This window comes from Streptomyces sp. SDr-06 (assembly GCF_003324565.1).
Taxonomy (GTDB): domain Bacteria; phylum Actinomycetota; class Actinomycetes; order Streptomycetales; family Streptomycetaceae; genus Streptomyces.
On record NZ_QOLA01000019.1, the window covers coordinates 89838 to 116227 of the forward strand.

Annotated in this window: 23 protein-coding genes and 1 pseudogene; 10 read left to right on the forward strand and 14 right to left on the reverse strand. The window is 72.3% G+C overall.

The genetic code is table 11. From position 1 onward, the window contains the following. Nucleotides 1-117 precede the first annotated feature (117 nt). Nucleotides 118-1518, forward strand: a complete 1401-nt coding sequence (locus tag DT019_RS29780; RefSeq protein WP_114040051.1) for a xylan 1,4-beta-xylosidase — start codon at nt 118-120, stop codon at nt 1516-1518. 5 nt (nt 1519-1523) lie between these two features. Here the strand turns inward: DT019_RS29780 and DT019_RS29785 are convergent. From DT019_RS29785 to DT019_RS29805, 5 genes and pseudogenes are all read right to left on the reverse strand, one after another. Then, a pseudogene (locus DT019_RS29785) lies at nt 1524-2804 on the reverse strand (lipopolysaccharide biosynthesis protein); the annotation flags it as partial. 36 nt (nt 2805-2840) lie between these two features. Further along, nucleotides 2841-3650, reverse strand: coding sequence for a polysaccharide deacetylase family protein (locus tag DT019_RS29790; RefSeq protein ID WP_114040052.1), 810 nt, complete (start codon nt 3648-3650; stop codon nt 2841-2843). Further along, a complete protein-coding gene (locus DT019_RS29795; RefSeq protein ID WP_114040053.1) occupies nt 3647-4708 on the reverse strand; it encodes a glycosyltransferase family 2 protein in 1062 nt (353 codons plus the stop codon). Before DT019_RS29795 ends, DT019_RS29790 begins: the two co-directional genes overlap by 4 nt. After that, nucleotides 4705-5568, reverse strand: coding sequence for a glycosyltransferase family 2 protein (locus DT019_RS29800; RefSeq protein ID WP_114040054.1), 864 nt, complete (start codon nt 5566-5568; stop codon nt 4705-4707). Before DT019_RS29800 ends, DT019_RS29795 begins: the two co-directional genes overlap by 4 nt. Before the next feature lie 329 nt (nt 5569-5897). After that, nucleotides 5898-6311: a hypothetical protein gene (locus tag DT019_RS29805; RefSeq protein WP_189390050.1), complete on the reverse strand. Its 414-nt coding sequence runs from the start codon at nt 6309-6311 to the stop codon at nt 5898-5900. Between the two features lie 269 nt (nt 6312-6580). Here DT019_RS29805 and DT019_RS29810 point away from each other — a divergent pair, with 269 nt between their 5' ends. Beyond that, nucleotides 6581-7390, forward strand: a complete 810-nt coding sequence (locus DT019_RS29810) for an SGNH/GDSL hydrolase family protein (protein ID WP_114040055.1) — start codon at nt 6581-6583, stop codon at nt 7388-7390. On the opposite strand, the gene DT019_RS29815 is transcribed toward DT019_RS29810, so the two are convergent. After that, nucleotides 7360-9039 carry a serine/threonine-protein kinase gene (locus DT019_RS29815; RefSeq protein WP_114040056.1) on the reverse strand — a complete coding sequence of 560 codons (1680 nt, stop codon included), beginning with the start codon at nt 9037-9039 and terminating at the stop codon, nt 7360-7362. The genes DT019_RS29810 and DT019_RS29815 overlap by 31 nt on opposite strands. A 276-nt stretch (nt 9040-9315) precedes the next feature. Here DT019_RS29815 and DT019_RS29820 point away from each other — a divergent pair, with 276 nt between their 5' ends. Next, complete coding sequence (locus DT019_RS29820; RefSeq protein WP_189390052.1) at nt 9316-9579, forward strand: hypothetical protein; 264 nt, start codon at nt 9316-9318, stop codon at nt 9577-9579. Between the two features lie 29 nt (nt 9580-9608). Here the strand turns inward: DT019_RS29820 and DT019_RS29825 are convergent, their stop codons facing one another. From DT019_RS29825 to DT019_RS29835, 3 genes are read right to left on the reverse strand one after another with little or no spacing between them, the layout of a single operon-like run. Further along, nucleotides 9609-10805, reverse strand: a complete 1197-nt coding sequence (locus DT019_RS29825; RefSeq protein ID WP_114040058.1) for a CaiB/BaiF CoA transferase family protein — start codon at nt 10803-10805, stop codon at nt 9609-9611. Nucleotides 10806-10853: 48 nt separating this feature from the next. Further along, entirely contained in the window at nt 10854-11636 is a 783-nt protein-coding gene (locus DT019_RS29830) for an ABC transporter permease (protein WP_114040059.1), read from the reverse strand. Beyond that, complete coding sequence (locus tag DT019_RS29835) at nt 11633-12595, reverse strand: ATP-binding cassette domain-containing protein (RefSeq protein WP_114040060.1); 963 nt, start codon at nt 12593-12595, stop codon at nt 11633-11635. Before DT019_RS29835 ends, DT019_RS29830 begins: the two co-directional genes overlap by 4 nt. Nucleotides 12596-12659: 64 nt before the next feature. On the opposite strand from DT019_RS29835, the gene DT019_RS29840 reads away from it, so the two are divergent. Together DT019_RS29840 and DT019_RS29845 are read left to right on the forward strand one after the other, a co-directional pair. Beyond that, nucleotides 12660-13367 carry a TetR/AcrR family transcriptional regulator gene (locus DT019_RS29840; RefSeq protein ID WP_114040061.1) on the forward strand — a complete coding sequence of 236 codons (708 nt, stop codon included), beginning with the start codon at nt 12660-12662 and terminating at the stop codon, nt 13365-13367. A 55-nt stretch (nt 13368-13422) separates the two neighbouring features. Further along, a complete protein-coding gene (locus DT019_RS29845) occupies nt 13423-13956 on the forward strand; it encodes a GNAT family N-acetyltransferase (protein ID WP_114040062.1) in 534 nt (177 codons plus the stop codon). 13 nt (nt 13957-13969) lie between these two features. On the opposite strand, the gene DT019_RS29850 is transcribed toward DT019_RS29845, so the two are convergent. From DT019_RS29850 to hmgA, 3 genes are read right to left on the reverse strand one after another with little or no spacing between them, the layout of a single operon-like run. After that, complete coding sequence (locus tag DT019_RS29850) at nt 13970-15214, reverse strand: type ISP restriction/modification enzyme (protein WP_114040063.1); 1245 nt, start codon at nt 15212-15214, stop codon at nt 13970-13972. A 14-nt stretch (nt 15215-15228) separates the two neighbouring features. Then, complete coding sequence (locus tag DT019_RS29855; RefSeq protein ID WP_114040064.1) at nt 15229-15981, reverse strand: GntR family transcriptional regulator; 753 nt, start codon at nt 15979-15981, stop codon at nt 15229-15231. A gap of 23 nt (nt 15982-16004) precedes the next feature. Beyond that, a complete protein-coding gene (gene hmgA, locus DT019_RS29860; RefSeq protein WP_114040065.1) occupies nt 16005-17339 on the reverse strand; it encodes a homogentisate 1,2-dioxygenase in 1335 nt (444 codons plus the stop codon). 147 nt (nt 17340-17486) lie between these two features. Between hmgA and DT019_RS29865 the strand changes: the two genes are divergently transcribed. From DT019_RS29865 to DT019_RS29885, 5 genes are all read left to right on the forward strand, one after another. Further along, on the forward strand, nt 17487-18062 hold the full coding sequence (locus DT019_RS29865) for a TetR family transcriptional regulator (protein WP_411292750.1): 576 nt from the start codon (nt 17487-17489) through the stop codon (nt 18060-18062). A gap of 78 nt (nt 18063-18140) precedes the next feature. Further along, entirely contained in the window at nt 18141-20366 is a 2226-nt protein-coding gene (locus tag DT019_RS29870) for a molybdopterin oxidoreductase family protein (protein WP_114040067.1), read from the forward strand. A 122-nt stretch (nt 20367-20488) separates the two neighbouring features. Further along, a complete protein-coding gene (locus DT019_RS29875) occupies nt 20489-21880 on the forward strand; it encodes a CitMHS family transporter (RefSeq protein ID WP_114040068.1) in 1392 nt (463 codons plus the stop codon). Nucleotides 21881-22084: 204 nt separating this feature from the next. After that, the gene (locus tag DT019_RS29880; RefSeq protein ID WP_114040069.1) at nt 22085-23479 is read left to right on the forward strand and encodes an aldehyde dehydrogenase family protein; all 1395 of its coding nucleotides are present in this window, start codon (nt 22085-22087) and stop codon (nt 23477-23479) included. Nucleotides 23480-23523: 44 nt separating this feature from the next. Next, entirely contained in the window at nt 23524-24603 is a 1080-nt protein-coding gene (locus tag DT019_RS29885) for a Zn-dependent alcohol dehydrogenase (protein ID WP_114040070.1), read from the forward strand. Nucleotides 24604-24614: 11 nt separating this feature from the next. Here DT019_RS29885 and DT019_RS29890 read toward each other — a convergent pair whose 3' ends face one another. Both DT019_RS29890 and DT019_RS29895 read right to left on the reverse strand, forming a co-directional pair. Continuing rightward, a complete protein-coding gene (locus tag DT019_RS29890) occupies nt 24615-25613 on the reverse strand; it encodes a DMT family transporter (protein ID WP_114040071.1) in 999 nt (332 codons plus the stop codon). Nucleotides 25614-25653: 40 nt separating this feature from the next. After that, nucleotides 25654-26337 carry a TetR/AcrR family transcriptional regulator gene (locus DT019_RS29895; protein ID WP_223279833.1) on the reverse strand — a complete coding sequence of 228 codons (684 nt, stop codon included), beginning with the start codon at nt 26335-26337 and terminating at the stop codon, nt 25654-25656. Nucleotides 26338-26390 lie beyond the last annotated feature (53 nt).

Here is a 26390-nt window from a genome sequence, read left to right on the forward strand (position 1 = left end):
TCCGCCAACACGCCCGTGGGCGCACGTGTTTTGTCCCGTTGATGGATGGGGGTGGTTCTGTCCCCGTTCCGGCAAAACTGGCCGGAATGAGGACCACCGCCGATACGCTCCCTCGTGATGGAACGTCATCGGGGAACCACCATCCGCAGTCGCGGGTCCGCGGCGTCGCCCAGACGCGGGACCCGGGCGCTGCTGGCAACCGCTCTCTTCACGGTCCTCTGTCTCGTAGCGGCGACGGCCGGGTGTACGCACCGGGGCGGGGGCGAGGGAGGCCCCGGCCGGACCGGCGCGAGCAACACCGATCCCGCGCTCGGCTGGGGCTTCACGCACACCCAGTACAGCGCCGACACCGGCGACGACGACGCCGTGGCGCGCGCCCGGGACCTGCTCTCGGCACAGGGCCTGCCGCAGGCCCAGGCGATCATGGGCTGGGGCGCGGGCAACCCCGAGCCGTCGCCCGGCACGTACGACTTCTCGGACCTCGACCGGCGCGTGCGCTACATCCGTTCCACCGGCGCCACCCCCGTCATCACCCTGTGCTGCGCGCCCGACTGGATGAAGGGCGGCCGGTCCGGGGCGAGCAGGACGGACTGGAGCGTGCAGGCGCTGGAGTCGGCGCCGCTGCCCACCCACTACAAGGACTTCGCGGCGCTCGCCGCGAAGGTGGCCCAGCGCTATCCGGACGTGCGGCACTTCATCGTGTGGAACGAGCTCAAGGGCTTCTACGACGACACCGCCCAGCGCTGGAACTACGAGGGCTACACCCAGCTCTACAACCAGGTCTACGACGCGCTGAAGAAGGCCGACCAGCGGAACCTGGTCGGCGGCCCCTACCTCGTCATGGACAGCTTCGGGCCGCAGGACCAGTCGTACGCCTCCGCCCTGAAGGGCCCCTGGGGCTCGGTCGACCAGCGGGTGCTCGACGCCTTCACGTACTGGAACAAGCACAAGAAGGGCGCCGACTTCGCGGTGGTCGACGGCGCGGGCTTCACCCGCACCAACCAGATGCTCCCCGACGCCTTCGGCGCCACCGACAAGCTGACCGCCGTCAGCGAGTGGGTGCGCAAGCAGAGCGGCCTGCCGGTGTGGTGGGCCGAGTACTACGTCGAACCCGACAAGTCCGGCTGGAGCGAACAGCGGCGCGTCGCCACCCAGGCCGTTGCCATGATGGCCCTGGCACGCGGCGGTGTGAGCACCGCCTTCTACTGGAGCCCCGAGGAGCGGAGCGGTCCGTGCCCCGGCTGTCTGTGGACACCGACCCAACAGGGCGACGGGGGCAAGGAGTTGCCCATGTACGCGCTGATCTCCAGGTTCGCGAGGGCCTTCCCGCCGGGCACCCGCTTCGCCACCGTCGCCGTCGCCGTCGCCGTCGCCGACGACGACGTGCCGAACGTGCGGGTGCTGGCGAGCGGCAAGGACGTGCTCGTCGTGAACACCCTGAGCCGGTCCATCGACGCGAAGGTCGACGGAAAGTCGTTCCCGATGGCCGCCTACGAGGTGCGCTGGCTGACCCGCTGAGGTTCCGCCGAGCGCAGCACCCGGAACAGCTTCACCGCCGCGACCACCGCGATCACCGACAGGCTCGCCACCTCCGCGATGCCCACGCCGGTCAGGCCCAGCGGCCGCAGCAGCGCGAGGGTCGATCCCAGCACCAGGACGCACAACGCGCCCTGGAGCAGGGCGAGCCCCGAGGTACGGCTCTGTGCGCGGAGCACCGCGAAGTACAGCTCGATCACCACGCGCAGCAGCGCCCCGACCACCAGCCAGCGCAGCAGCGGCGTGGCATGCCGGGCGTAGCCCTCGCCGAACACGTGCAGGATGTGCGGCGCGAAGGCGAAGAGGAACCCGCAGATCGGCACCACGATCTTGATCATGCGCAGCAGCGCGGCCCGCGCGTTGCGGCCGAGCCGCTCGGGATCGTGCGCGCCCTCGACGGTCAGCGAGGCGCCCATGTTGATGGCGAGCAGTTCGACGGTGCCGCCCATGGTCGCCGTGATGTAGAAGTACGCGTTGTCCGCCGAGCTGATCTGGGAGGCCACGATCACGGGCACCAGATAGACCACCGCCAGCGCGAACAGCGAACCCGTGTAGTCGCCGGCCAGGAACCGGCCCAGCTCCCGGTGGCTCGGCGGCCGGGCGGTGCGTGCGGTGAGCTCCACATGGCGGGGGACCAGGCGCCGGAACACCAGCCAGCCCAGCGGCAGTACGGACACCGCGATCGCGGCCACCCACGACACGAAGACGCCGCTGGTCGGCAGCGAGGCCGCGATCACCACCAGGAGCAGCAGCTTGACCGCGGAGAACGCCGTGTTGCCGACCGGCACCCAGAACGCGCTGCGCAGCCCGGTGAGCACCCCGTCCTGGAGGGTGAGGACGGACCAGGCGATCACGGCCGCGACGAAGCCGAGCCCCTTGAACGGGCCGTGCAGGAACCGGTACGAGGGGCCCCAGAAGTCCAGCGTCTCCATGAAGACGAGCGCGGCCGCGCCGACCACGCACGCGCTCAGCGCATAGGTGCGCAGGACGAGACGGCCGGTGGCGGCGCCCGCCACCGGGATGAAGCGGGCCATCGCCCCGGTCAGGGTCAGCGCGGTGAGCCCGGCGAGGAACTTCATGGCGGCGATCGCCGCCGAACCCTGGCCGACCGCGTCGTCGGTGTAGTACCGGGCGGCCACCAGCCAGAAGCCGAGGCCGAGCACCGCGCTGATGCCCGTGTTCAGCATGAGCGCGTAGGCGTTGCGGAAGAGGGGGATGCCCCGGTGGTGGTTCCGGGTCGGTGTACTCCGGTCCTGGGCGGTGCTCATGTCGGCCACGGGTACCGCTCGCCTTCTGGTCGGTCGTCAGTCGCCGCCGAGCTTCCGCCCGGCCTGCCGGGCCCTGCGGGCCACGGCGTATCCCTTCGTCAGGACGCGGTCGACGACGAAGGCGCGCGCGATGTCGCGGCCGCTGCCCGCGACGAGCCGCTCGAACGCGTCGAGGTCCGTGCCGCGCCGGACCGTCACCCGCTCCAGGGCGTACGGGCCCTGGCGGCGCTCGGCCAGGGCGTTGCCCACCGCGAGCGCCTGGGTGAAGCCCGCCGACCGTACGGTGCGCCGCACCCGCCGGCTGGAGTAGCCGTAGGGGTAGGCGAACGAGACGGGGCGGCGGCCGAGCTCGTCGGCGAGGATCTCCTTGCAGCGCAGCGTCTCGAACCAGAGCCGCTCGTCGGGGAGTTGGTCCAGCTGGGGATGGGAGTGGCTGTGCCCGCCGATCTCGGTGCCGGCCGCGGCGAGCTCGCGCACCTGGTCCCAGTCCAGCATGGTGTCCAGGGCGCCGCCCTCGTCGTACGCGCCGCGCAGCCAGCCCGTGGAGACGAAGAGCGTCGAGGCGAAGCCGTGCTTGGCGAGGACCGGCAGGGCGTGGCGGTGCACGCCCTCGTAGCCGTCGTCGAAGGTGATCAGGACGGGACGGCGTGGAAGCGCTCCCGCCGTGCGCCAGGCGTGCGCCAGCTGGGCCGTGGTCACCGGGGTGCGGCCCAGCTCCGCGAGCAGCTCCATCTGGTCCGCGAAGGCGTCCGGCGAGACCGAGAGCCGGTACGCCGCCTTCGCGGGGCAGTGCGCCACCGAGTGGTACATGAGGATGGGCACGGGCCCCGTCCGCGCAGCTGTCATGCCGCCTCGCCTTCCTCGCTTGCTTCGTTCGCCCCGTTTGTTCCGTTCGCCTCGTGTGCCTCCGCGTGCCGCACGCGCTCGATGGGCGCCACGGTGAAAGCGGCCCCCTTCCGCAACGCCCGTACGGTGCCGAGCAGATAGCCGCCGGCCGCCACCGCGACGCCGGTCACGATGGCGCCCGCGCGGCCCGCGCCACCGGGCCGGCCGAGCACCGCGTCCCGCAAGCCGCGCGCCACACCGGCCGGAAGGACCCGGGTCGTGTAGCGCCGCTCCGACTCAAGTCCCTTGCCGGAGCCCACGCTTCGGGCCACCAGGGCCTTGGAGAGGCCTTCCGCGTACGCCCTCGTCCGGAAGTAGCCGAAGCGCTCGCGGGCCGCGGGCACCCGATGGTGGATCACCGAGCGGTCGTCGATGAGCAGGACGGCGCCAGGCAGCGCCTCGCTGAGCCGGATGCACAGCTCGGTCTCCTCGCACCCCAGCGGCCGCTTGTCGCCGTCGCGGCCGATGCCGGTGGCGAAGCCGCCCGCGGCGTCGAAGGCGCGGACGCGGAAGGAGGCGTTGCCGCCGAGGATGTTGCGCACCTCGACACGGCCCGGCGGCAGCCCCCGGTAGGTGCAGCCGACGATCCAGTCGAACTCCTCGGGGAACCAGGCGGGCCTGCGCCCCGACGCCCAGGCGGGCACCGTTCTCCCGCCGACCGCCATCACCCGCGGGTCGTCGTACCCCTCGGCGAAGTGCCGCAGCCAGTCGCGCTCGGCCACGGCGTCGTCGTCGAGGAAGGCCACGAACTCGCCCCGGGCGAGGGCGATCGCCGTGTTGCGCCCGGCCGAGAGGCCGCGGGGGCCCGCGTTGGCGAGCACCCGCACCTCCCCGGACGCCGTGGCCTGCTCGAACTCCTTGGTGAGCCGTTCCAGGAGCCGCTCGTTGTGGTCCACCACGAGCAGCGTCTCCAGGGCGGGCAGCGACTGCGTGCGCACCGAGGAGACCGCCGCCAGGATGTCCTCCCAGCGCTCCTCGGTGTACACGCAGATCACCACGGAGAAGTGACGCTCCGTCAAGACACCTCTCCCCGCCGTGTGTTCAGGAAGACTGCCTGGGTCCGCCGGCGGGACCGGGGCACGGCCTTCTCTCTGAGGATCACCTTCAGGACCCGGATGCCGTCACGCACCGCGCTGAGGTTGGAGACGCCGTGGATCCGGTTGTACTCGTAGCTCGGGACCTCCTGGACGCGCAGGCCCGCCTTGACGATCCGGACGTTGATCAGGGTCTCGATCTCGAACCCGGAGCAGTCGAGCACGATCTTGTCCAGGCAGTGCTTCCAGAAGGCGTTGTAGCCGTAGCAGAGGTCGGTGTAGCGGGCGCCGAACTTCCGGTTGACGATGGCGCACAGCACCGCGTTGCCGAGCTTGCGGATCGGGGTCATGTCGTCGGTGCCGCCGCCGTTGGCGAAGCGGGAGCCCTTGGCGAAGTCGGCGCCGCCGACCAGGGCCGAGACATAGCTGACGATCTCCTCGCCGTCCGCCGAGCCGTCCGCGTCGACCATGACGATGATGTCGCCGGTGCAGGCGGCGAAGCCGCTGATCAGGGCATCGCCCTTGCCCTTTCCGACCTGCTTGACGACCTTGACGTCGGGCCACAGTTCGCGGGCGACCTGCACGGTGTTGTCGGTGGAATTCCCGTCGACCAGGACGACTTCGTGGATCCAGTCCGGAAGCGTCTTGAACACATGCGGAAGGTTTTCCGCCTCATTCATCGCCGGGATCACGACACTTACCGGCGGCGCAATGGCGAGATTCGCCGAAACCGGTCGGTAGGCAGCGGATATTCGACTGGCGGCGCCGGACGCCGCGGTGTCTTCGGGCGATTCCGCAATTAATTGATCTTGGCCCGGGACGGCCGGGCGCACGGAAGGAGTCATGATTGAGTCTCTGTCCCTCTCGTCCGGTGGACCGCCCGCCCCCGGGCGGTCCGGATGTGTTTCCGGTTACGAAAGGGGGGTTCTCACCCGGTCATGACGGCATGGCGCACCGTACGCATTGGGTGAGCTGGCTTTGCTGGCCGCGCGGCCCGTGTTCCGGCCGCCGCATGGCGAAGACCGAGCACGGCACCCCCCTACCGCGCCCCGTTCCGGTATCCATCGCGGCGCTTGAGCCCTCCCCTAGTGCCGCTCTGCATGATGGACCGTTGCGGGTGGATGTAAGACGGTATTGATGATGGGGACTGTATGGCAAGACCTCAGCCGAGGCCTCACGTTTCTGTGTTTTTGACCGGACTTTCACGGTCACATCCGGAGCGATTCACCCCCGTTCCCAACAGGAAGAGGAGAAGGCTGATCACGCCCACGGCCGCGATGCCGTTCCGGGTCGACCAAAGGTGCAGACCTGCCATGCTTTCGGCGGTCAGCAGATTGATGAGTACTGCTCCTGATATCGACGCCATCATGCGGGCGAGCGGTTCCAGTCGGCGCAGGGTGAAGAGGGCCGCTTCCGCGGGCGCGGCCACCAGATAGAGGAGCGTGAGCGGGGCGCGCAGCGGGGAGTCGAGGTCGGCGAACGCCAGGACGGCACCCGCGGCCGAGGCGGCGAGCGCCGCTCCCGCCGTGACGGACAGCAGATCGGTGGCCGACATGCCACCTGTCGATCTGTCACTGATGGTCTGCATTGGCGACGGTTCCCCCCGATGCGCCGGATGCGAGGCTTCAATGTGGCGCAGTCCGGACTGTGCCGTCAAGACGCCGACGTGCTTGTGACATACGAGAATTGACGCTGCGTCAGCGGAGTGTGGCGCTCCGGTGAAGGATTACCCGCGAGTTGCTGACGGATCACCAGATAGGCGCAGATGTCCGCGCGTTGTTCTTGGCATGGACACTTCCCGCGGCCTGTGGGGGCTGGTACCACTGCCGTGGCGGAAAACCCGCTAGAGGAGGTTCCATGAAACTGTCCCGAATCGCGGCATATGCATGGGCGCTCGTGCTGGCTGTCGCGCTTTCCCTCACCGGGGCCGGCGTGGCCGCAGCGGCAACCCAGGCGGCCGGATCCCACTATGTGGCCCTCGGCGACTCGTACTCGTCCGGCGTCGGAGCCGGCAGCTACGACAGTTCGAGCGGCAGCTGTAAACGCTCCACGCGGGCTTACCCGGCCCTGTGGGCGGCGGCGCACTCGCCCGCCTCGTTCGACTTCACCGCGTGCTCCGGCGCCCGTACCGGAGATGTGACGGCGAACCAGCTCGGCCCGCTCAGCTCCACCACCGACCTCGTCTCTATCACCATCGGAGGCAACGACGCCGGGTTCTCGGACGTCATGACCAGCTGCGTCCTGTACTCGCAGGCCACCTGCCTCAGCAAGGTGGCGGCGGCCCGCGCCTACGTCGACTCGACGCTGCCCGGACTGCTCGACCCGGTGTACTCGGCGATCAGATCCAAGGCCCCCAACGCCCACGTCGTCGTCATCGGCTACCCGCACTTCTACAAGCTCGACGGAACCTGCATCGCGGGCCTCAGCGACACCTCCCGCTCGGCGATCAACGGCGCCGCCGACGAGCTCAACTCGGTGACCGCCAAGCGCGCCGTGGACCACGGCTTCAGCTTCGCGGACGTCGTCCCGGCCTTCACCGGGCACGAGATCTGCTCCGGCAGCCCGTGGCTCAACAGCGTCGTCTGGACCAACATCGGCGAGTCCTACCACCCCACCGCCGCCGGACAGTCGGGCGGCTACCTGCCCACCTTCACGAACGCGGCCTGATTCCGCTCCGCCGCGGGCGAGGACGTGCCCGGCGGCGAGTGGGAGGAGGAGGCCCCGCCCGTCGGGGTCTCCTCCGTGCACGTCACCGAGTAGCCGACCGGGCCGGACGAGGCCTTCACCGGCCCGCGCACCTCGACGTGCAGCTCGTTGGACCCGCTCCGCGCCGGCGACTCGGTGTGCACGACCTGGCGGGTGCGCGGGCCGCCCGAGGGGAACGACAGCGTCTTCCAGCCAGGATCCGACGACTCGCCGTCCCGGGTGACCCAGCGGTACTCCACGTCCGCCGGGGCGCGCCCCACGGTGAAGACGGCCACCATCGAGGGCGCCGAGGCGCTCGGCGCGGGACACGTGCCCCGATAACTCCCGCGCACCACCTGGAGGTTGACCTCCACCGACTGCGCGGGCGGCGACGAAGCGGAGGGCGAGGCCGAGGCGCTGCCGCCACTCGCGGACGAGGAGGAGGGCGGCGCGCTGCTCTCGCGGCCGGCGGAGCCGGAGGCCCCGGGGGTGGGGGAGGAGTGCGGTACGGAGGGGGCGGGCGCGGCGCTCGCCGAACTCCCGCCGCTGCCGCGGTTGTTGTCCTTCACCAGCGCGTACACGAGCCAGCCGAGCGCGAGCAGCAGTACCAGGACCGCCGTGAGCAGGACCGCCCCGGTGTGCCGGGAGCGACCGCCGTCCTGGGGGCCCGCGGTGTCGCTGCCGGCCGCGGCCGCGGCGGCGAGCGGCAGCACCGGAGTCGGCGGTCCGGGCGGGACGGCCGCCACCGTCGTCGCCTCGAACCCTCCCGGCGGGATCCGCACGGTGCCGCCCGCCGCGACCACCCGCAACTGGTGCTCCGCCTCCTCGGCCGCCCAGCGCTCCGCCGGGTCCTTGCGCAGCAGCCCCTCGATCACCGGCGCGAGCGGGCCCGCCCGGCGCGGCGGCGGCAGCGCGTCGTCGACCACGGCCCGCAGCGTGGACAGCGGGGTGTCCTGGCGGAACGGGGAGTTGCCCTCGACCGCCGCGTACAGCAGGACGCCCAGGGACCACAGGTCGCTGGCGGGCCCCGGAGTGCGGCCCAACGCCCGTTCGGGGGCCAGGAATTCGGGTGAGCCGACGACCTCGCCGGTGATGGTGAGCGTCTGCGTCCCCGCCACCGTCGCGATGCCGAAGTCGCTCAGCACCACCCGGCCGTCGTTGGCGAGCAGCACGTTCGCCGGCTTCACGTCACGGTGCAGCACCCCGGCCTCGTGCGCGGCCCGCAGCGCCGCGAGCACCTCGGCGCCGATGCGCGCGACGCGCTGCGGGGGCATCGGGCCCTCCGCGTCCAGCACGTCGGACAGCGCCAGGCCGCGCACCAGCTCCATCACGATCCACGGCCGGCCGTCCTCGGTGGCCACGTCGTACACGGTCACCACGTTGCGGTGCGAGATGCGGGCCGCCGCCCACGCCTCCCGCTCCAGACGCGCGTACAGCCGCCCGGTCTCGGGGGAGTCCGGGGAGGCCGGGGCCAAGACCTCCTTGACGGCGACCTCCCGCCCGAGCACCTCGTCCCGGCCGCGCCACACGACGCCCATGCCGCCCCGGCCCAGACGGGAGAGAAGCCGGTAGCGCCCCGCGATCAATCGCTGCTCACTGCCCGGCACTTCGCTCACTGGCGAGCCCCCCATCCGCGGCGGAGAAACCCTTCCAAGTTAGCTCAGGGGCGCCCCGCTGCCGCCTCCTTGAACGGCATTGAACAGCCCGTACGAACACGGGTCGCGACTCTGCGTGAGGGGCGGTCGGAGAACTGTCCAACTCGCCCTGGAATCAGCTGGATTCGGAGCGTAGTCGTCAACCTGCGGCCCCTCAAGGTGAATCCTGCCACCGGGATACACGAGTGTGACGCGGGGGCGATAGGGTTAACCTGCCCGGGGCCGGGTGCCCTCGTACGGGTGGGGAGTGACATGGAACAGATAACAATGCGCGGCAGGGCACGAGTGCCTGCCATCACCTGCGGGAGCAGCGCGACCAGCTCGCGGCTCGACCGCCACCTCTCGGTGCTGGGCGGTCCCGCCGTCCCGCAGCGCGAGGCGGCCGAGGCGACGTTGCTGATGCGCGAGCTGACCTCGCGTGATGTTGCGCACACCCGCAAGAGCAAGAGTGCTCGCGTCTCGCTCTTCGCGCCGCTGCGGCGGCTGCGCCGCTCGCTCTTCGGCAGCCGCGGCTGAACCGACCCCCGACACCACGCGCACCGCGTTCAGGCGATCACCCCGTCCCGGCGCAGCTCCGCCATCTGCTCGTCCGTCATTCCCAGGGCCCGCAGCGTCGCGCAGGTGTGCTGGCCGAGCGCGGGCACCGCACCCATCCGCGGTTCCTGACTGCCGCCCAGATTGATGGGCGGCAGCAGCGCCCGCAGCGGCCCCACCGGTGACTCCACCTCCCGCCACCGGCGCCGTGCCGCCAGCTGCGGATGCCCGGCCACATCCTCGACCGTGTTGAGCCGGGCGCAGGCGATTCCCGCCGACTCCAGTCGGCCCGCCGCCTCCTCGGCCGTCAGGCCGGCCAGCGCCCGCCCCACCGCCTCGTCGGTCCTCGCCCGGTGCGCGACTCTCGCCGCATTGGTGGCGAAGGCGGGATCGTCCGCCAACTCCCCCTGGTCAAGCACCAGTTCCGCCAGCCGTCGCCATTCGCGGTCGTTCTGGACCGACAGCAGCACCTGCCTGCCGTCGGCCGTGGGGTAGGCGTCGTACGGCGCGATCACGGCGTGCGCCACCCCGGTGCGCGCCGGTTCGGTGCCACCGTGCATCACGTGGTGCAGCGGATGCCCCAGCCACTCGGCGAGGGCCTCCAGCATGGAGATCTCCACCGGTCCGCCGCGTCCGGTCGTACCGCGGCGCACCAGGGCCGCCAGGACGCCCGAGAAGGCGTACATGGCGGCGGCGATGTCGGCGGCCGGGATTCCGGCCTTCACGGGCCGCTCGGGCGTCCCGGTGACCGACACCAGGCCCGCCTCGCACTGCACCAGCATGTCGTAGGCCCGCTTGTGCGCGTACGGGCCCTCGGCGCCGTAGCCCGATATGTCCACCGCGACGAGCCGCGGATGGGCCGCGCACAGGGTCGCCGCGTCGAGGCCGAGCCGGGCCGCGGCGCCGTGCGCGAGGTTCTGCACGAACACGTCCGCCTCCGCGATCAGCCGGTGCAGCACGTCGAGCCCGCGCGGGTCCTTCAGGTCGAGCGCGACCGACTCCTTGCCCCGGTTGCACCACACGAAGTGCGAGGCTAGTCCGCGGGCCGCGGTGTCGTAGGCGCGCGCGAAGTCGCCGCCGTCGGTGCGCTCGACCTTCACGACGCGGGCGCCCAGATCGGCGAGCTGGCGGGTCGCGAACGGTGCCGAGACGGCCTGTTCGACGGCGACGACGGTGATGCCTTCGAGGGGCAGCGGCTGAGTGCTCATAGCCGTACCTATCGCGTACGGCCCGCGCTTGTCACCTCGCGGTGCTGCTCAGCGCCCGGTGTTCGCGTAGCGGCGGACCGCGAGCGGCACGAAGACGAGCAGCAGGAAGGCGCACCAGGCGAGTGAGCCCGCCACCGGGTGGGCGACCGGCCAGGCGGCGCCGGCGGCGGGCGAGGCGTTGCCGCAGAGCTCGCGGACGGCCGAGGAGACCGCGCTGATCGGGTTCCACTCGGCGATGGCGCGCAGCCAGCCCGGGAGCCGGTCGGTGGGGATGTAGGCGTTGGAGAGCAGCGGCAGGACGAAGGTCGCCGACCCCAGCTGCCCGGCGGCCTCCTCGCTCCGTGTCAGCAGCCCGAGGAACAGCCCCGCCCAGGTGGTCGCCAGGCGGAACAGCAGCAGAAGTCCGAAGGCGCCGAGCGCGCCCGGCAGCCCGCGCTCGACCCGCCAGCCCACCGCGAGCCCCACGAGCATCAGCGGGATCATGCCGGCCGCGTGTGTGAGCAGGTCCGCCGCGCTCTGGCCGACCGGCACCGCGGCCCGGCTCATCGGCAGGGTGCGCAGCCGGTCCATGACGCCGCGGTGGGAGTCCTGGGCGGCCTGGAACATCCCGGTCATCAGGCCGTTGGCCGCGGTGGCCACCAGGAGGCCGGGCACCAGATAGGCCCGGTACTGCTCGCCCGGCGTCGCCAGGGCGCTGCCGAAGACGTAACCGAAGAACAGCAGCATCGTGATCGGCATGGTCTGGGTGAGGATCAGCACGCCGGGCGCGTGCCTGAGGCGCTGGAGCTGCCGGCCGAGCAGGGCGGTGCTGTCGTGGGCGATCGACGTCATGTCACGAGCTCCTTACGGGAGTTGGCGGCGCCGGTGAGGCGCAGGAACACCTCGTCGAGGGTGGGCGGACGCAGGCTCGCGTCCAGGATGGGGACTGCGGCCGCGTCCAGTTCGCGCACGACGCGGGGCAGGGTGAGCGTGGGATCGGGGCAGACGGCGCCCACCGTGCGCCGGGCGGCGTCGAGGTGGGGCTCGGAGCCGGTCAACCGGTCGAGTACGGCGGCGGCCTGGGGCAGCGCGGCCTCCGTCGCCACCACGACCTCGGCGTAGGAGCCGATGCGGGCCTTGAGCTCGGCCGGGGTCCCGGTGACGGCGGCCCGGCCCTGGTCGATCAGGACGATGCCGTCGGCGAGCTGGTCGGCCTCCTCCAGGTACTGCGTGGTGAGCAGGACGGTGGTGCCCTCGGCGGCGAGGTCCCGGACGGCGGACCAGATCTGGTTGCGGCTCTGCGGGTCGAGGCCGGTGGTGGGCTCGTCGAGGAAGAGGACCCGGGGCCGGGTGAGCAGGCTCGCCGCGAGGTCGAGGCGGCGCCGCATGCCGCCGGAGTACGTGCCGGCGGCGCGGTCGGCCGCGTCCGACAGGGCGAACCGGTCGAGGAGTTCGTCCGCGCGCCCGCGTCCCGTCGCGCCGCGCATGCCGTGCAGCCTGGCGAACAGCCGGAGGTTCTGGCGGCCGGTCAGCTCGACGTCGACGGAGGCCGACTGGCCGGTCACACCGATCCGGCGGCGCACCGCGTCCTGCTCGCGCACCACGTCGTGCCCGGCGACCCGGGCGGAGCCCGCGTCCGGCGCCAGCAGCGTCGTCAGCAGCCGGACGGCCGTCGTCTTGCCCGCCCCGTTCGGCCCGAGCATCCCGCAGACGGTTCCTTCGGCGACCGCGAGATCGAGGCCGCGCAGCGCGTGGACCTGCCCGAAGCGCTTCTCCAGGCCTTCACTAAGTACAGCGTACGTAGTCGTCATGCGGCTCACCATAGCGCACTACGTACGCCGTACGTAACTACGATGGGGGGCGAGGTGATGATCCATGGCAGGGCGACCTGCTGAACCAGAAGTGATCTGGGCGCGCCCCGAGCGCGCCGGACGGGGCCCGAGGCCCGCATTCAGCCGTGCCGACATCGCGGCCGCCGCCGTGCGGATCGCGGACGCCGACGGCATCGACGCGGTCTCCATGCGCCGCGTGGCGGCCGAGCTCGGCTGCGGAACGATGTCGCTCTACAACTACGTTCCGCGCAAGGAGGACCTGTACGAGCTGATGGTGGACGCGGTCAGCGCCGAGTACGAGCTGAGCCCGCCGACCGGGGACTGGCGGGCCGACATGCTCGGCCTCGCCCACCAGACCCGGGCCCTGATGCACCGCCACCCCTGGGTGCCCGGCCTCATGTCCCCGGTGTACGGCTTCAGCCCCAACGCGCTGCGCTACCTGGAGCACTGCATGACGTGCCTGGACCCGCTGGACGCCAGGTACGGCACCAAGATGGAGCTGATCGCCTCGGTGAACGGCGTGGTCACCACCTACGTCGCCAACGAGCTCGCCACCGCCGAGCGGACCCGCTCGCTGCCCTGGTCGCCCGAGCAGGAGCACGGCGTGCGCATCGCCTACCTGCTCAGCCAGGTCTCCACCGGCCGCTACCCGCGCCTGGCCGCGGCCTTCGCCGAGGACTCCGGGCCCATCGATCTGGACGCGGTGTTCGAGCGGGCGCTGACCAGGACGCTCGACGCGTTCGGCGGGTAGCGGGGCGCGGGCGGCGGATTTCCGGCCCGGGCCCCCGTCCGTGCAGGATGACCCCATGACCGAGATCCGCACCCCCCGCCTCCTGCTGCGCCGCTGGACCGACGACGACCTCGTCCCGATGTCCGAGATCCACGCCGACCCGGAGGTCATGCGCTGGATCGGCGACGGCTCGGTGCGCGATCTGGAGCGGACCGCCGAGGACATCGAGCGCTGGGAGGACGAGTGGGACGCCGAGGGTTTCGGGCTCTTCGCCGTCGAGCTCCTCGGCTCCGGCGAGCTGATCGGCTTCACCGGCCTGTCCGTGCCGTACTACCTCCCCGAGGCGGCGCACGAGGTGGAGATCGGCTGGCGGCTCGGCCGGCCGTTCTGGGGCCAGGGGTACGCGTCCGAAGCGGCTCATGCCGCGCTGGAGTTCGCCCTTCAGGACCGCGGGCTCGAACGGGTCATCAGCGTCTCGCGGGTGGGCAACGAGGCCTCCGAGAACGTGATGCGCAAGCTCGGGATGGAGCTGGAGCGCGAGACGGTCCACCCCGAGTTCGGGCACGCGCTCAACATCCACGCCATCGACCTGACCGAGTACCAGGCCTGAGCCCGGCCGCACCTCAGATGAGGGCGAACTGGCCGCCGGGGCCCTCCTCGGGGTGCTCCAGCACGGACGCGGGCCGCCGCGCCCCGTCCGGCACCGGCAGGACGCCCGCGGCGCGGAGCCGGTCCCGCGTCACCGGCTTGGTGACGGCGGCCCTCAACCCGGCCTGGGCCGAGCGCAGTTCACCGAGCAGGGCGAGCACCGTGATGAGCTCCAGCAGGTCCGAGGTCCACTCCTGGGGCCAGCCGGGCGGGCCGAGCGCGGCCGGCGTGCCCGGCTCCACCGGCCCGGTGCGCCGCCGGAACCAGAGCTCGATGATCCGCACCCCGCCGACCTGGAACTCCCAGGCCTGCGCCGGCACCGGTGAGATCCGGCCGCCGTCGCCCACGTGCAGGGTCTCCTCCCCGGCGTCGTACCGCAGCTCCAGCGGCCGGGCGGGCACGGCCGCCCGGACATAGGGCCGCCGCCCGCCGGGCAGCCGGGGCTTGTCGCCACCGCGCGCGCCCCGCACCATCAGCGTGCTCACGCGCCGCCCCAACTCCACGCCCCGGGACCAGAGTTGCGGATCCGTGGGCAGCGGCACCTCGCATCCCCCTGCGCCCGGGAACGCGGCCGCCACGGCCCAGGCGAGCACGTCCTGTGGGGTGACGTCGACGGCGTACAGCTCGCCGAGGAAGGCGAGCAGGCCGGGCGCGAGGTTCGGTTCGAGGCCGCCGGGGCGCCGGTACAGCGGGCGGACGCGGCCCGGGCGCCCGGCGGGGGAGTGCCCGTCGGGCAGCACGGCCGAGAGGGTCAGGGCGGGCCCCGAGTCCCCCGGGTCCTCGGCCTTCTTCCGGGAGGTGGCGGCGGCCGACGGCACATACCCCTGCTCCACCGCGAAGAGCTGGTGCTCGTCCGCCACCCGCCACAGCTCGGGCCGGGCGGCGTCGATCAGGCGCTGGTCCGGTATCAGCCACTGCTCGTCGAAGGGCCCGCACCGCAGGCGGACCGGGGCCGGGCACGCGCCGCGCTCCCGCTCGAACGGGCCGGTGCCGCCGTCATGGCCGGGCAGCGCGGCCACCGCCGAGCGGGGCGTACGCGACCGGCTCGGCTCGAACAGTCGCTCCCGCTCGGCCCCTTCGGACCGCACGAGCAGGTCCCAGCGCGAGCGCAGGGTCCGCTCGTCCGGCGCCACCACCCAGTCGCGCCCCAGCCGCAGCGGCGCCACCGACCAGGGCATCAGGTCGTCGAGGAGAGGCACGTCATCGCTCACAGCCAGCATGCTAGGGGGAAGGCTCAGCGCGCTTCGACCGTCACCGAGAACGAGAAGCGGTCACCCCGGTAGTGGATCCGGGCCACGTCGACGACCTGGCCCTTCCCGTCGTAGGTGACTCCCGTGTAGTGCAGGATCGGGGAGAGCAGCGGCACTTGCAGCAGTTCGGCCGTGACGGGGTCGGCGAGCCGGGCCTCCACCGTGTCCGTGATGCGCGCGATGTCCACCCCGACCGCGTCCCGCAGCACCTTCGTCATCGGCCAGCGCCCCAGGTCGGCGAGGTCGATCGCGGCGGCCACCTCCGGACGCACCGCGTTGTGCGCCCAGTTGGTGGGCTCGCCGCTCTCCTCCTCGCACCGCAGCCGCCGGTAGGTGACGATCTCGGGGCAGTGGGGGAAGTACTCCGCGAGCTCGCCGGGCACCGGCTCCGGGCCGTGGCCCAGGATCGTGGTGCGCTCACCCGACTGCTGGGCCACGATCGCGTCGATCGAGCCCAGCAGCCGGACCGGGGAGGCCCGCCGGGCGGCCGGCTCGATGAACGTGCCGCGCCGGCGGTGCCTGCTGATCAGGCCCTCCTCCTCCAGCTCCTTCAGCGCCTGACGCATCGTCAGCACACTCACCCCGTAGTGCGCGGCGAGCTGTTCCTCGGTGGGCAGGCGCAGCGAGGCGTCGGGGGAGCGGCCCAGTATCGAGGCGCGCAGCGACTGGGACACCTGGTACCAGAGCGGCAGCTTCCGGTTCAGGACCAGGGAGTCGGGTGCGAAGGAGGAGGTCACAGGGATTCCGTATCAGGTGGTGCTCAGGAGCGGAAGTGGCGCTGGAGACCCTGCCACACGTCGTCGTAGCCCCGCTGGAGGTGGTCGGCCGTCGCCGCCTGCTCGGTCGCGGTGACCGGCCAGCGCGTCTCGAACATGAAGGCAAGGCCGTCGTCGATCTTCTGCGGCTTCAGCTCGGCGGCGCTCGCCCGGTCGAAGGTCTCCCGGTCCGGGCCGTGCGCCGACATCATGTTGTGCAGCGAACCGCCGCCGGGTACGAACCCCCCTTCTCCGGCCGTCTTCGCGTCGTAGGCGCCCTCGATCAGGCCCATGTACTCGCTCATGACGTTGCGGTGGAAGTACGGCGGGCGGAAGGTGTCCTCGCCGACCAGCCAGCGCGGCGCGAACACCACGAAGTCGACGCCCGCCAGGCCCGGGGTGTCGGACGGCGAGGTGAGCACCGTGAAGATCGACGGGTCGGGGTGGTCGTAGCTGATGGTGCCCATCACGTTGAAGGTGCGCAGGTCGTAGACGTACGGCGTATGGGTGCCGTGCCAGGCCACGACGTCCAGGGGCGAGTGGTCGTACGTCGCGGTCCAGAGGTTGCCGCAGAACTTGTTGACGACCTCGACCGGGCCCTCGACGTCCTCGTACGCGGCCAGCGGGGCCCGGAAGTCCCGCGCGTTGGCGAGGCCGTTGGCGCCGATCGGGCCGAGCTCGGGCAGCTCGAAGGGGCGGCCGTAGTTCTCGCACACATAACCGCGCGCGCTCTCGTCGAGCAGCTCCACCCGGAAGCGGACGCCGCGCGGGATCAGGGCGACCTCACCGGGGCGGGCCGCGAGCAGCCCGAGCTCGGTGCGCAGGAGCAGCCCGCCGCGCTCGGGGACGATCAGGAGCTCGCCGTCGGCGTCGCTGAACACCCTGGATTCCATCGAGGAGTTGGCGTGGTAGAGGTGCACCGCCATGCCGCTGCGCTGGGTGGCGTCGCCGTTGCCGCCGAGCGTCCACAGGCCGGCCAGCCAGTCGGTGCCCGCCGGGGGCTCGGGCAGCGGGTTCCAGCGCAGCCGGTTCGGGTCGGGCACGGTCTCGGTGAAGGGGGCCGAGCGGAGGTGCCCGTTGTCGGCGCGGGTGAACGGCGGGTGGGCGGCCGATGGCCGGATCCGGTACAGCCAGGAGCGACGGTTGCTCGCGCGCGGCTCGGTGAAGGCGGACCCGCTCAGCTGCTCCGCGTACAGCCCGAGCGGGGCGCGCTGGGGCGCGTTGCGGCCGTGCGGAAGGGCGCCGGGGACGGCCTCCGAGCTGTGCTCGTTGCCGAAACCGCGGGAGTGGCCGAGGCCCTCCGCGATTTTCCTCGCCTGTTCGCCGGTGGTGGTCGTCATCGTCCGCTCTCCTGCTGCCGTGCCGGAATCCTATGCTCAACCGTAGGATTACGATGCGGTCGCGTCAACGGCAAAACCGGCCGGGCGGGGCATGATGGGCGCGTGCCTCCTGCTCCTGATCTCCACGCGAATCTCCGCCGGGCGCCCGTGCAGCAGCGCAGCGCCGAACGCCTGTCGCGGATACTCGACGCCTGTGCCGAACTCCTCGACGAAACCGGCTACGAAGACCTCTCCACCCGGGCGGTCGCCCAGCGCGCGGGCGTGCCCATCGGGTCCGTCTACCGCTTCTTCGGCAACAAGCGGGCCATGGCCGAGGCGCTCGCCGCCCGCAACCTCGACCGCTACGCCGGGATGATCAACGCGCGGCTCGAAACGATCGAGGCGGCCGACTGGCGGGGCGCCGTCGACGCGGTCCTGGACGAGTACCTCGTCCTGAAGCAGACGGTGCCCGGCTTCAACCTGGTCGACTTCGGCGGCCCCCAGCCCGTGCCCGACCCGGACTCCGATGCCAACCACTTGCTCGCCGACCGCCTGGCCGAGCTCCTGCCGACCCAGTTCGGCCGCACCCTGGACGCGGATCTGCGGCGGGTCATCCTGGTCGCGGTGGAGGCGGCCGACGCCACGCTCCGGCTCGCCTTCCGCGCGGATCCGCAGGGTGACCCGCACATCGTCGCGGAGACACGGCGGCTCCTGCACGCCTACCTCGCCCGCACCCTGGACTGACCCCCGCCGGGGCCTCCCCCACATGCCTACCGGTCGGTATGCTCAAAAGGCCCGCGCGCCGCCGCCCTGGGAGGACGAATGTCCCGCACCGCCCCGCGTATCTGCCCGCTCTGCGAAGCCACCTGCGGGCTGAGCCTCACCGTCGAGGGAGGGCGGGTCACCGGGGCCCGCGGCGACGCGGACGACGTGTTCAGCCGGGGCTTCATCTGCCCCAAGGGCGCCGCCTTCGCCGACGTGGACAACGACCCGGACCGGCTCACCGGCCCGCTCGTGCGGCGCGACGGCACGCTGGAGAAGGCCGGTTGGGACGAGGCCTTCGACCTGATCGCGGCCCGCCTGCGGCCCGTGATCGAGCAGTACGGGCCCAACGCGGTCGGTGTCGTGCTCGGCAACCCCAATGTCCACACCATGGCCGGCGCTCTCTATCCGCCTGTCCTGCTCGGGGCGCTGCGCACCCGCAACCTCTTCACCGCGAGCACCCTGGACCAGATGCCCAAGCACGTCTCCAGCGGGCTGCTGTTCGGCGACCCGTTCGCCATCCCGGTGCCCGACCTTGACCGCACCGGCCACCTGCTGCTGCTCGGCGCCAACCCGCTGGAATCCAACGGCAGTCTGTGCACCGCCCCCGACTTCCCCGGCAGGCTGAAGGCGCTGCGCAAGCGCGGCGGCACCCTCACCGTCGTCGACCCGCGCCGCACCCGTACCGCGAAACTCGCCGACCGGCACGTCGCCATCCGGCCCGGCACCGATGCCCTGCTGCTCGCCTCGGTCGCGCACGTGCTCTTCGAGGAGAAGCTCGTCGCTCCGGGCGAGCTGGAGACGCACCTCGAAGGACTGGCCGAAGTGGCCGACGCGACAAGGGAGTTCGTGCCCGAGGTGGTCGGCCCCGTGTGCGACGTGGCAGCGGACGAGATCCGGGCCATCGCCCGCGAGCTGGCCGCCGCCCCCACCGCCGCCGTCTACGGCCGGATCGGCAGCTGCACCGTCGAGCACGGCACCCTGGCCAACTGGCTCGTCGACGTGCTCAACGCCGTCACCGGCAACCTCGACCGGCCAGGCGGCGCGCTCTTCCCGCTCTCCGCCACCGACCGGACCCCCCGCCCGGCCGGCCCCGGCAAGGGCTTCGCGCTGGGGCGCTGGCGCAGCCGGGTCGGCGGGCACCCCGAGGTCAAGTCCGAACTGCCGCTCGCCGCCCTCGCCGAGGAGATCGAGACGCCGGGGGAGGGGCGGATCCGCGTGCTCATCGCCTCGGCCGCCAACCCGGTGCTCTCCGCACCCGACGGGGACCGGCTCGACCGGGCGCTGGCCGGGCTCGACTTCATGGTCAGCATCGACCCTTACCTGAACGAGACCTCCCGGCACGCCGACGTCGTGCTGCCCCCGCCGCCGCCCTCGCAGAGCGCGCACTTCGACTTCGCCTTCAACGGCTTCGCGGTCCGCAACCAGGTCCGCTACACCCGGCCCGCCGTCCCGCTCGCCGACGGGCGCATGGACGAGTGCGAGATCCACGCCCGGCTCGTGCTCGCCGCGACCGGCATGCACGGCGCGGCGCCCGACGCGGTGGACGCCCTGGTCATCGACGGAGCGCTCGCCAAGGCCGTGGCCGACCCGCACTCGCCCGTGCACGGGCGGGACGCCAAGGACCTCGCCGCCCGGCTCACCGGCGTGAGCGGCCCCGAGCGGCGCCTGGACCTCATGCTCCGGCTCGGCCCCTACGGCGACGGGTTCGGCGCCCGCCCCGACGGACTCACCCTGGACCGGGTGCTCGCGCGTCCCCACGGCATCGACCTCGGGCCCCTCGAACCCCGCCTCCCGCAGGTGCTCAGGACCCGCAGCGGGCGGATCGAGCTGCTGCCCGCGCCGATCGCCGCCGACCTGCCCCGGCTGCGCGCCGCCCTGAGCCGGCGGCCCGACTCGCTGGTGCTCGTCGGCCGGCGCCATCTGCGCTCCAACAACAGCTGGCTGCACAACATCCCCGCCCTGAACGGCGGTTCCAACCGCTGCACCCTCCAGATCCACCCCGAGGACGCGACCCGGCTCGGCCTCGCCGACGGGGCCGACGTGCGGATCACGGCGGAGGGCGGAGCCGTCACGGCCCCGGTGGAGATCACCGACAGCGTGCGCAGGGGCGTCGTCAGCCTGCCGCACGGCTGGGGACACAGCAGGCCCGGCAGCCGCCTCGCCGTGGCCTCCGACCGCCCCGGCGTGAACGTCAACCAGCTCCTGGACGGATCGCGGATCGACCCCCTGTCGGGGACCGCGGTGCTCAACGGCTTTCCCGTCGCACTCGCACCCGTGTCGTGACCTGGAGTTTTGCTCGTATTGCTCAGGTGTCAACGTCTTGTTGAGGATGGAAACGGCGATTTAACGTCATCCGCACCGCCAGCCCCCTGGTGGAGTTCAAGGGTGAACGTTAGGTGTCCTCCATGCTGACCCTCCTCGGCTTCGGCATGATCGCGACCTTCCTGGTCCTGATCATGCTGAAGAAGATGTCGCCGATCGCGGCGCTGGTTCTGATCCCCGCTCTCTTCTGTGTCTTCGTCGGCAAGGGAGCCCATCTCGGCGACTACGTCATCAAGGGCGTCGGCTCGCTCGCGCCGACCGCCGCGATGCTCATGTTCGCGATCATCTACTTCGGCGTGATGATCGACGTCGGCCTCTTCGACCCGATCGTCCGGGGCATCCTGCGCTTCTGCAAGGCCGACCCGATGCGGGTGGTGGTGGGCACCGCGCTGCTCGCCGCGGTCGTCTCGCTCGACGGCGACGGCTCCACCACCTTCATGATCACCGTCTCGGCGATGTACCCGCTGTACAAGCGGCTCGGCATGAGCCTCGTCGTGATGACGGGCGTCGCCGCCACCGCCAACGGCGTGATGAACACGCTTCCCTGGGGCGGCCCCACCGCCCGCGCCGCGACCGCGCTCAAGCTGGACGCCTCCGACATCTTCGTGCCGATGATCCCGGCGTTGGCCGTCGGCCTGGTCGCGGTCCTCGTCCTCTCGTACGTGCTCGGCCTGCGCGAGCGCAAGCGCGTCGGTCACCTCTCCCTCGACGCGGTCCTGGCGCCGGAGCCGGAGACCGTCCTGGTCGGCGCCGGGGGCTCCGGCGAGGCTCCACGCGCGGCGAGCGGCGGCGCGGGGGCGGCTGCCGGTGCGGGCGCACCGGAGGACGACGACTTCCAGGGGCTCGACGCCGCGCGCGAGACCCTGCGGCCCGGCCTCTACTGGTTCAACGCGCTGCTCACCGTCGCGCTGCTCACCTCCATGATCATGGAGTGGCTGCCGATCCCGGTGCTCTTCCTGATCGGCGCGGCCCTCGCGCTGACCGTGAACTTCCCGCGCGTCGCGGACCAGAAGGCCCGGATCGCCGCCCACGCCGACAACGTCGTCAACGTCTCCGGCATGGTCTTCGCCGCCGCCGTCTTCACGGGCGTCCTCAACGGCACCGGCATGGTCAGGCACATGGCGGACTGGCTCGTCGGCGTGGTGCCGGACAGCATGGGCTCGCAGATGGGTCTGGTCACCGGTCTGCTCAGCCTGCCGCTCACCTACTTCATGTCGAACGACGGCTTCTACTTCGGCGTGCTGCCCGTCCTCGCCGAGGCCGGTGCCGCGCACGGCGTCTCCCCGCTGGAGATCGCCCGCGCCTCGCTGGCCGGGCAGGCGCTGCACATGTCCAGCCCGCTGGTCCCCGCGGTGTACGTGCTGGTGGGCATGGCCAAGGTGGAGTTCGGCGACCATACCCGGTTCACCGTGAAGTGGGCGGCGCTCACCTGCCTGGTGGTCCTGGCCTCGGGCATCCTGTTCGGCATCGTCTGACCCCGCCCCACTCCGCCCCGCCCCTCCGCTCCCGGCCGGTGGCCGAAGGGGGTGCCTGGCGGGGCGGGGCGGTGACCAGGAGGATGGCGCCGGTACGGAACCGGGGGCTGGTGTCCCCGGCTCCACGGGCCGCCCCTGGCGCCCAAAAACTAACGGCGCTAGTTTAGGCGGCGGACGACACTGGCTCCGCTCGGGAGGATTGCGATGAAGGCCCACGACGGCATGTACATCGGCGGCGCTTGGCGGGCCGCCGCGGGCGGCGACACCATCGCGGTGGTGAACCCGGCCGACGAACAGGTCATCGGGCACGTCCCGGCGGGCACGGCCGAGGACGTCGACGCCGCGGTACGCGCCGCCCGCGCGGCCCTCCCGGCCTGGGCGGCGACCGCGCCCGCCGAGCGCGCGGCCCGGCTCGCGGCGCTGCGGGATTACCTGGTCGCGCGCAAGGACGAGATCGCCGAGACCATCAGCGCCGAGCTGGGCGCGCCGCCGTCCTTCGCGCAGGCCGTGCACACGGGCCTGCCGATCGCGGTCGCCGGTTCGTACGCCGAGCTGGCCGCCTCGTACGCCTTCGAGGAGCGGATCGGGAACTCCACCGTCTACCAGGAGCCGGTCGGGGTCGTCGGCGCGATCACGCCCTGGAACTATCCGCTGCACCAGATCGTCAACAAGGTGGCACCTGCCCTGGCGGCGGGCTGCACGGTCGTCCTGAAGCCCGCGGAGGACACGCCCCTGACCGCGCAGCTCTTCGCCGAGGCGGTGCACGAAACCGGCCTGCCCGCCGGGGTGTTCAACCTGGTCACGGGCCTTGGCCCGGTCGCCGGCCAGGCGCTCGCCGGGCACGAGGGGGTCGACCTGGTCTCGTTCACCGGCTCGACCGCCGTCGGCCGGCAGATCGGCGCGACGGCGGGCGGCGCCGTCAAGCGCGTCGCCCTGGAGCTCGGCGGCAAGTCCGCCAATGTCATCCTGCCCTCCGCCGACCTCGCGAAGGCCGTCAACGTGGGCGTCGCCAACGTGATGGGCAACTCCGGCCAGACGTGCAGCGCGTGGACGCGGATGCTGGTGCACGCCGACCAGTACGACGAGGCCGTCGAGCTGGCCTCGGCCGCCGCCGCCAAGTACACCGTCGGCGACCGGATCGGCCCGCTGGTCAACGCCAAGCAACTGGCGCGCGTGCGCGGCTACATCGAGAAGGGCGTCCAGGAAGGCGCGCGCATCGTCGCGGGCGGCGCCGAAGCGCCTCTGGAGCAGGGCTACTACGTCTCGCCGACCGTCTTCGCGGACGTCACCCCCGAGATGACCATCGCCCAGGAGGAGATCTTCGGCCCGGTCGTCTCGATCATCAAGTACGTGGACGAGGACGACGCGCTGCGGATCGCCAACGGCACCGTGTACGGCCTGGCGGGCGGGGTCTGGGCGGGCGACGAGGCGGAGGCCGTGGCCTTCGCGCGCCGCATGGACACCGGCCAGGTCGACATCAACGGCGGACGCTTCAACCCCCTCGCCCCGTTCGGCGGTTATAAGCAGTCGGGCGTCGGGCGCGAGCTCGGCGTCCACGGTCTGGCCGAATACCTCCAGACCAAGTCGCTCCAGTTCTGAGACCGTCCGCCTCCCCTTCCCACCGCTCAGGAGTAACGCCCGTCATGGTTCGCGCCGCCGTACTGACCGCCGTCGGCTCTCCGCTGGAGATCACCGACATCGACCTCCCCGAGCCGGGACCCGGCCAGGTGCGGGTCCGCCTGGCCGCCGCCGGGGTCTGCCACTCCGACCTCTCGCTCACCAACGGCACCATGCGGGTCCCGGTGCCCGCCGTGCTCGGCCACGAGGGCGCGGGGACCGTCGTCTCGGTCGGCGAGGGGGTCACCTCGGTCGCCCCCGGCGCCGAGGTCGTCCTCAACTGGGCGCCGTCCTGCGGGAGTTGCCACCCCTGCTCGCTCGGCGAGGTGTGGCTGTGCGTCAACGCGCTGAACGGCGCGGCCTCGGTGTACGCGCGCACCGCCGACGGCGCAGAGCTCCACCCGGGGCTCAACGTGGCCGCGTTCGCGGAGGAGACCGTCGTCGCGGAGAACTGCCTGATCCCGCTCCCCGACGGCGTGCCGCTCATCGAGGCCGCACTGCTCGGCTGCGCGGTCCTGACGGGGTACGGGGCGATCCACCACTCGGCGCGGGTGCGTGCGGGCGAGACGGTCGCGGTCTTCGGCGCGGGTGGGGTGGGCCTTGCCACCCTCCAGTCGGCCCGGATCGCGGGCGCCGCGCGGATCATCGCCGTCGACGTGTCCCCCGCCAAGGAGGAACTGGCCCGCGCCGCGGGCGCGACCGACTTCGTCGTCGCGTCCGAGACGACGGCCAAGGACATCCGGAGGCTCACCGGCGGTCAGGGCACCGACGTGGCCGTCGAGTGCGTGGGGCGCGCCGTGACCATCCGTACCGCCTGGGAGTCGACCCGGCGCGGCGGGCGCACCACGGTCGTCGGCATCGGCGGCAAGGACCAGCAAGTGACCTTCAACGCGCTGGAGATCTTCCACTGGGGCCGCACGCTTGCGGGCTGCGTGTACGGAAACTCCGACCCGGCGGCCGACCTTCCGGTCCTTGCCGGGCACATCCGGGCCGGGCGTCTCGACCTCGGCTCGATGGTGTCCGAGCGCATCGCCCTGGACGGCATCCCGGCCGCCTTCGACACCATGCTCGCGGGCAAGGGCGGCCGGGCTCTGGTGGTGTTCTAGCCGGAGTGGGCTCAGCCGATCCGCTCCCCGGGGCTCGGCTCGCCCGCGTCCTCGGGGGCGGGGGGCACGGCCCCGGCGGCGGGCCCGGCCGCCACGGTGACCCCGCCCGGGGAGCTCCGCCGCGGCCGGGACCGCGAAACCGCCACGCCCGCCAGGCAGATGGCGCCGCCGAGCAGCGTGAGCGCCGCCGGGACCTCGTCGAGCACCGCCCAGGACATCAGCACCACCAGGGCGGGCACCACGTAGGTCGTGGCGCCCATGCGGCTCGCCGAGGTGCGGGCCAGCGCGTAGGCCCAGGTCGTGAAGGCGAGGGCGGTCGGGAACACGCCCAGGTACACCATGTTCAGGGTCGCGGAGGCGGGCGCGTGCGAGGCGTCCGAGATCAGCCGGCCGCTGAACGGCAGGCAGGCCAGCGCTCCCACCAGGCAGCTGAAGAAGGTGACTTGGAGCGGGCTGCCGTGCCGCAGCGCGGGCTTCTGCAGGACGACTCCCGCCGCGTAGGTGGCCGCGGCGGCCAGGCACAGCAGCACGCCGAGCACCGAGGCGTGCCCGTCGCCCGACATCGAGAGCCCCACCGCGACCGCGCCCGCGAACGAGACGGCCATGCCCGCGATCAGGCGCGGCGGCAGCGCCTCGCCGAGGAAGCGGGAGGCGAGCAGCGCCATGAGGATGGGGCCGACGTTCACGATCATCGCGGCGGTGCCCGCGTCGACCTGCCGCTCGCCCCAGTTGAGGACGACCATGTAGCAGGCGAACCACAGCACGCCGGAGGCCACGATGCCCGGCCAGGCGGCCCTCGGCGGCAGTCCTTCGCGGCGTATCAGCAGCAGGAGGCCGAGCACGAGCGCCCCGGAGAGCAGGCGGCCGAGGGCGAGGGCGCCGGGGGAGTAGGCGTCGCCCGCGCTGCGGATCGCCACGAAGGCCGAGGCCCACAGCACGACGGAGACCGCCGCGGCGGCGAGGGCGAGCCGGGCGGAACGGCGCTCGGGCGAGAAGTTCGTCAGGGTCATGCGAGGACAGTAGGCGCCCGGAGGCCCGGATCCGGCCGAATTATCGAGCGGGGTCCGCCAACTCGGGGGCGGCCTGGTCGCCCAGCGCGCCGTACTGGATCGCGAGCCCGTCGAGCAGGGCCTGGAGCCCGGTCTCGAAGGCGCCCTCGTCGATCCGTTCCTGCCGCTCGGCGAGGAGGTGGGCCTGGCCCAGGTGCGGATAGTCGGCCGGGTCGTAGGCGCTCTCGTCGTCCACGAAGCCGCGCGCGAAGGAGCCGAGCGCCGAGCCCATGATGAAGTACCGCATCAGCGCGCCGATGCGGGTCGCCTGCGCGGGGGGCCACCCCGCCGCCACCATCGCGCCGAACACCGCGTCCGCGAGCCGCAGACCGGCCGGGCGCCGTCCCGGGCCCTGGGCGAGGACCGGGACGATGTTGGGGTGGCGGGTGAGGACCGCGCGGTAGGCGCGGGCCCAGTCGTGCAGCGACGTACGCCAGTCGCGGTCGTCGTCCGCGTCGAACATCGACAGGTCGACCTGCGCCGAGGTGGCGTCGGCGACGGCCTCCAGGATCTCGTCCTTGGTGCGGAAGTGGTTGTACAGCGAGGGCCCGCTGACCCCCAGCTCGGCCGCGAGGCGCCGGGTCGACACCGCGGCGAGGCCCTCCGCGTCCACGAGCGCGCTCGCCGCCGCGACGATGCGGTCGGTGCTCAGGAGGGGCTTGCGCGGTCGGGCCATGCGGCACATAGTAGGGCCTGCCAACCAAAAACTAGCAGTGGTAATTAAATCTGGGGTGCAGG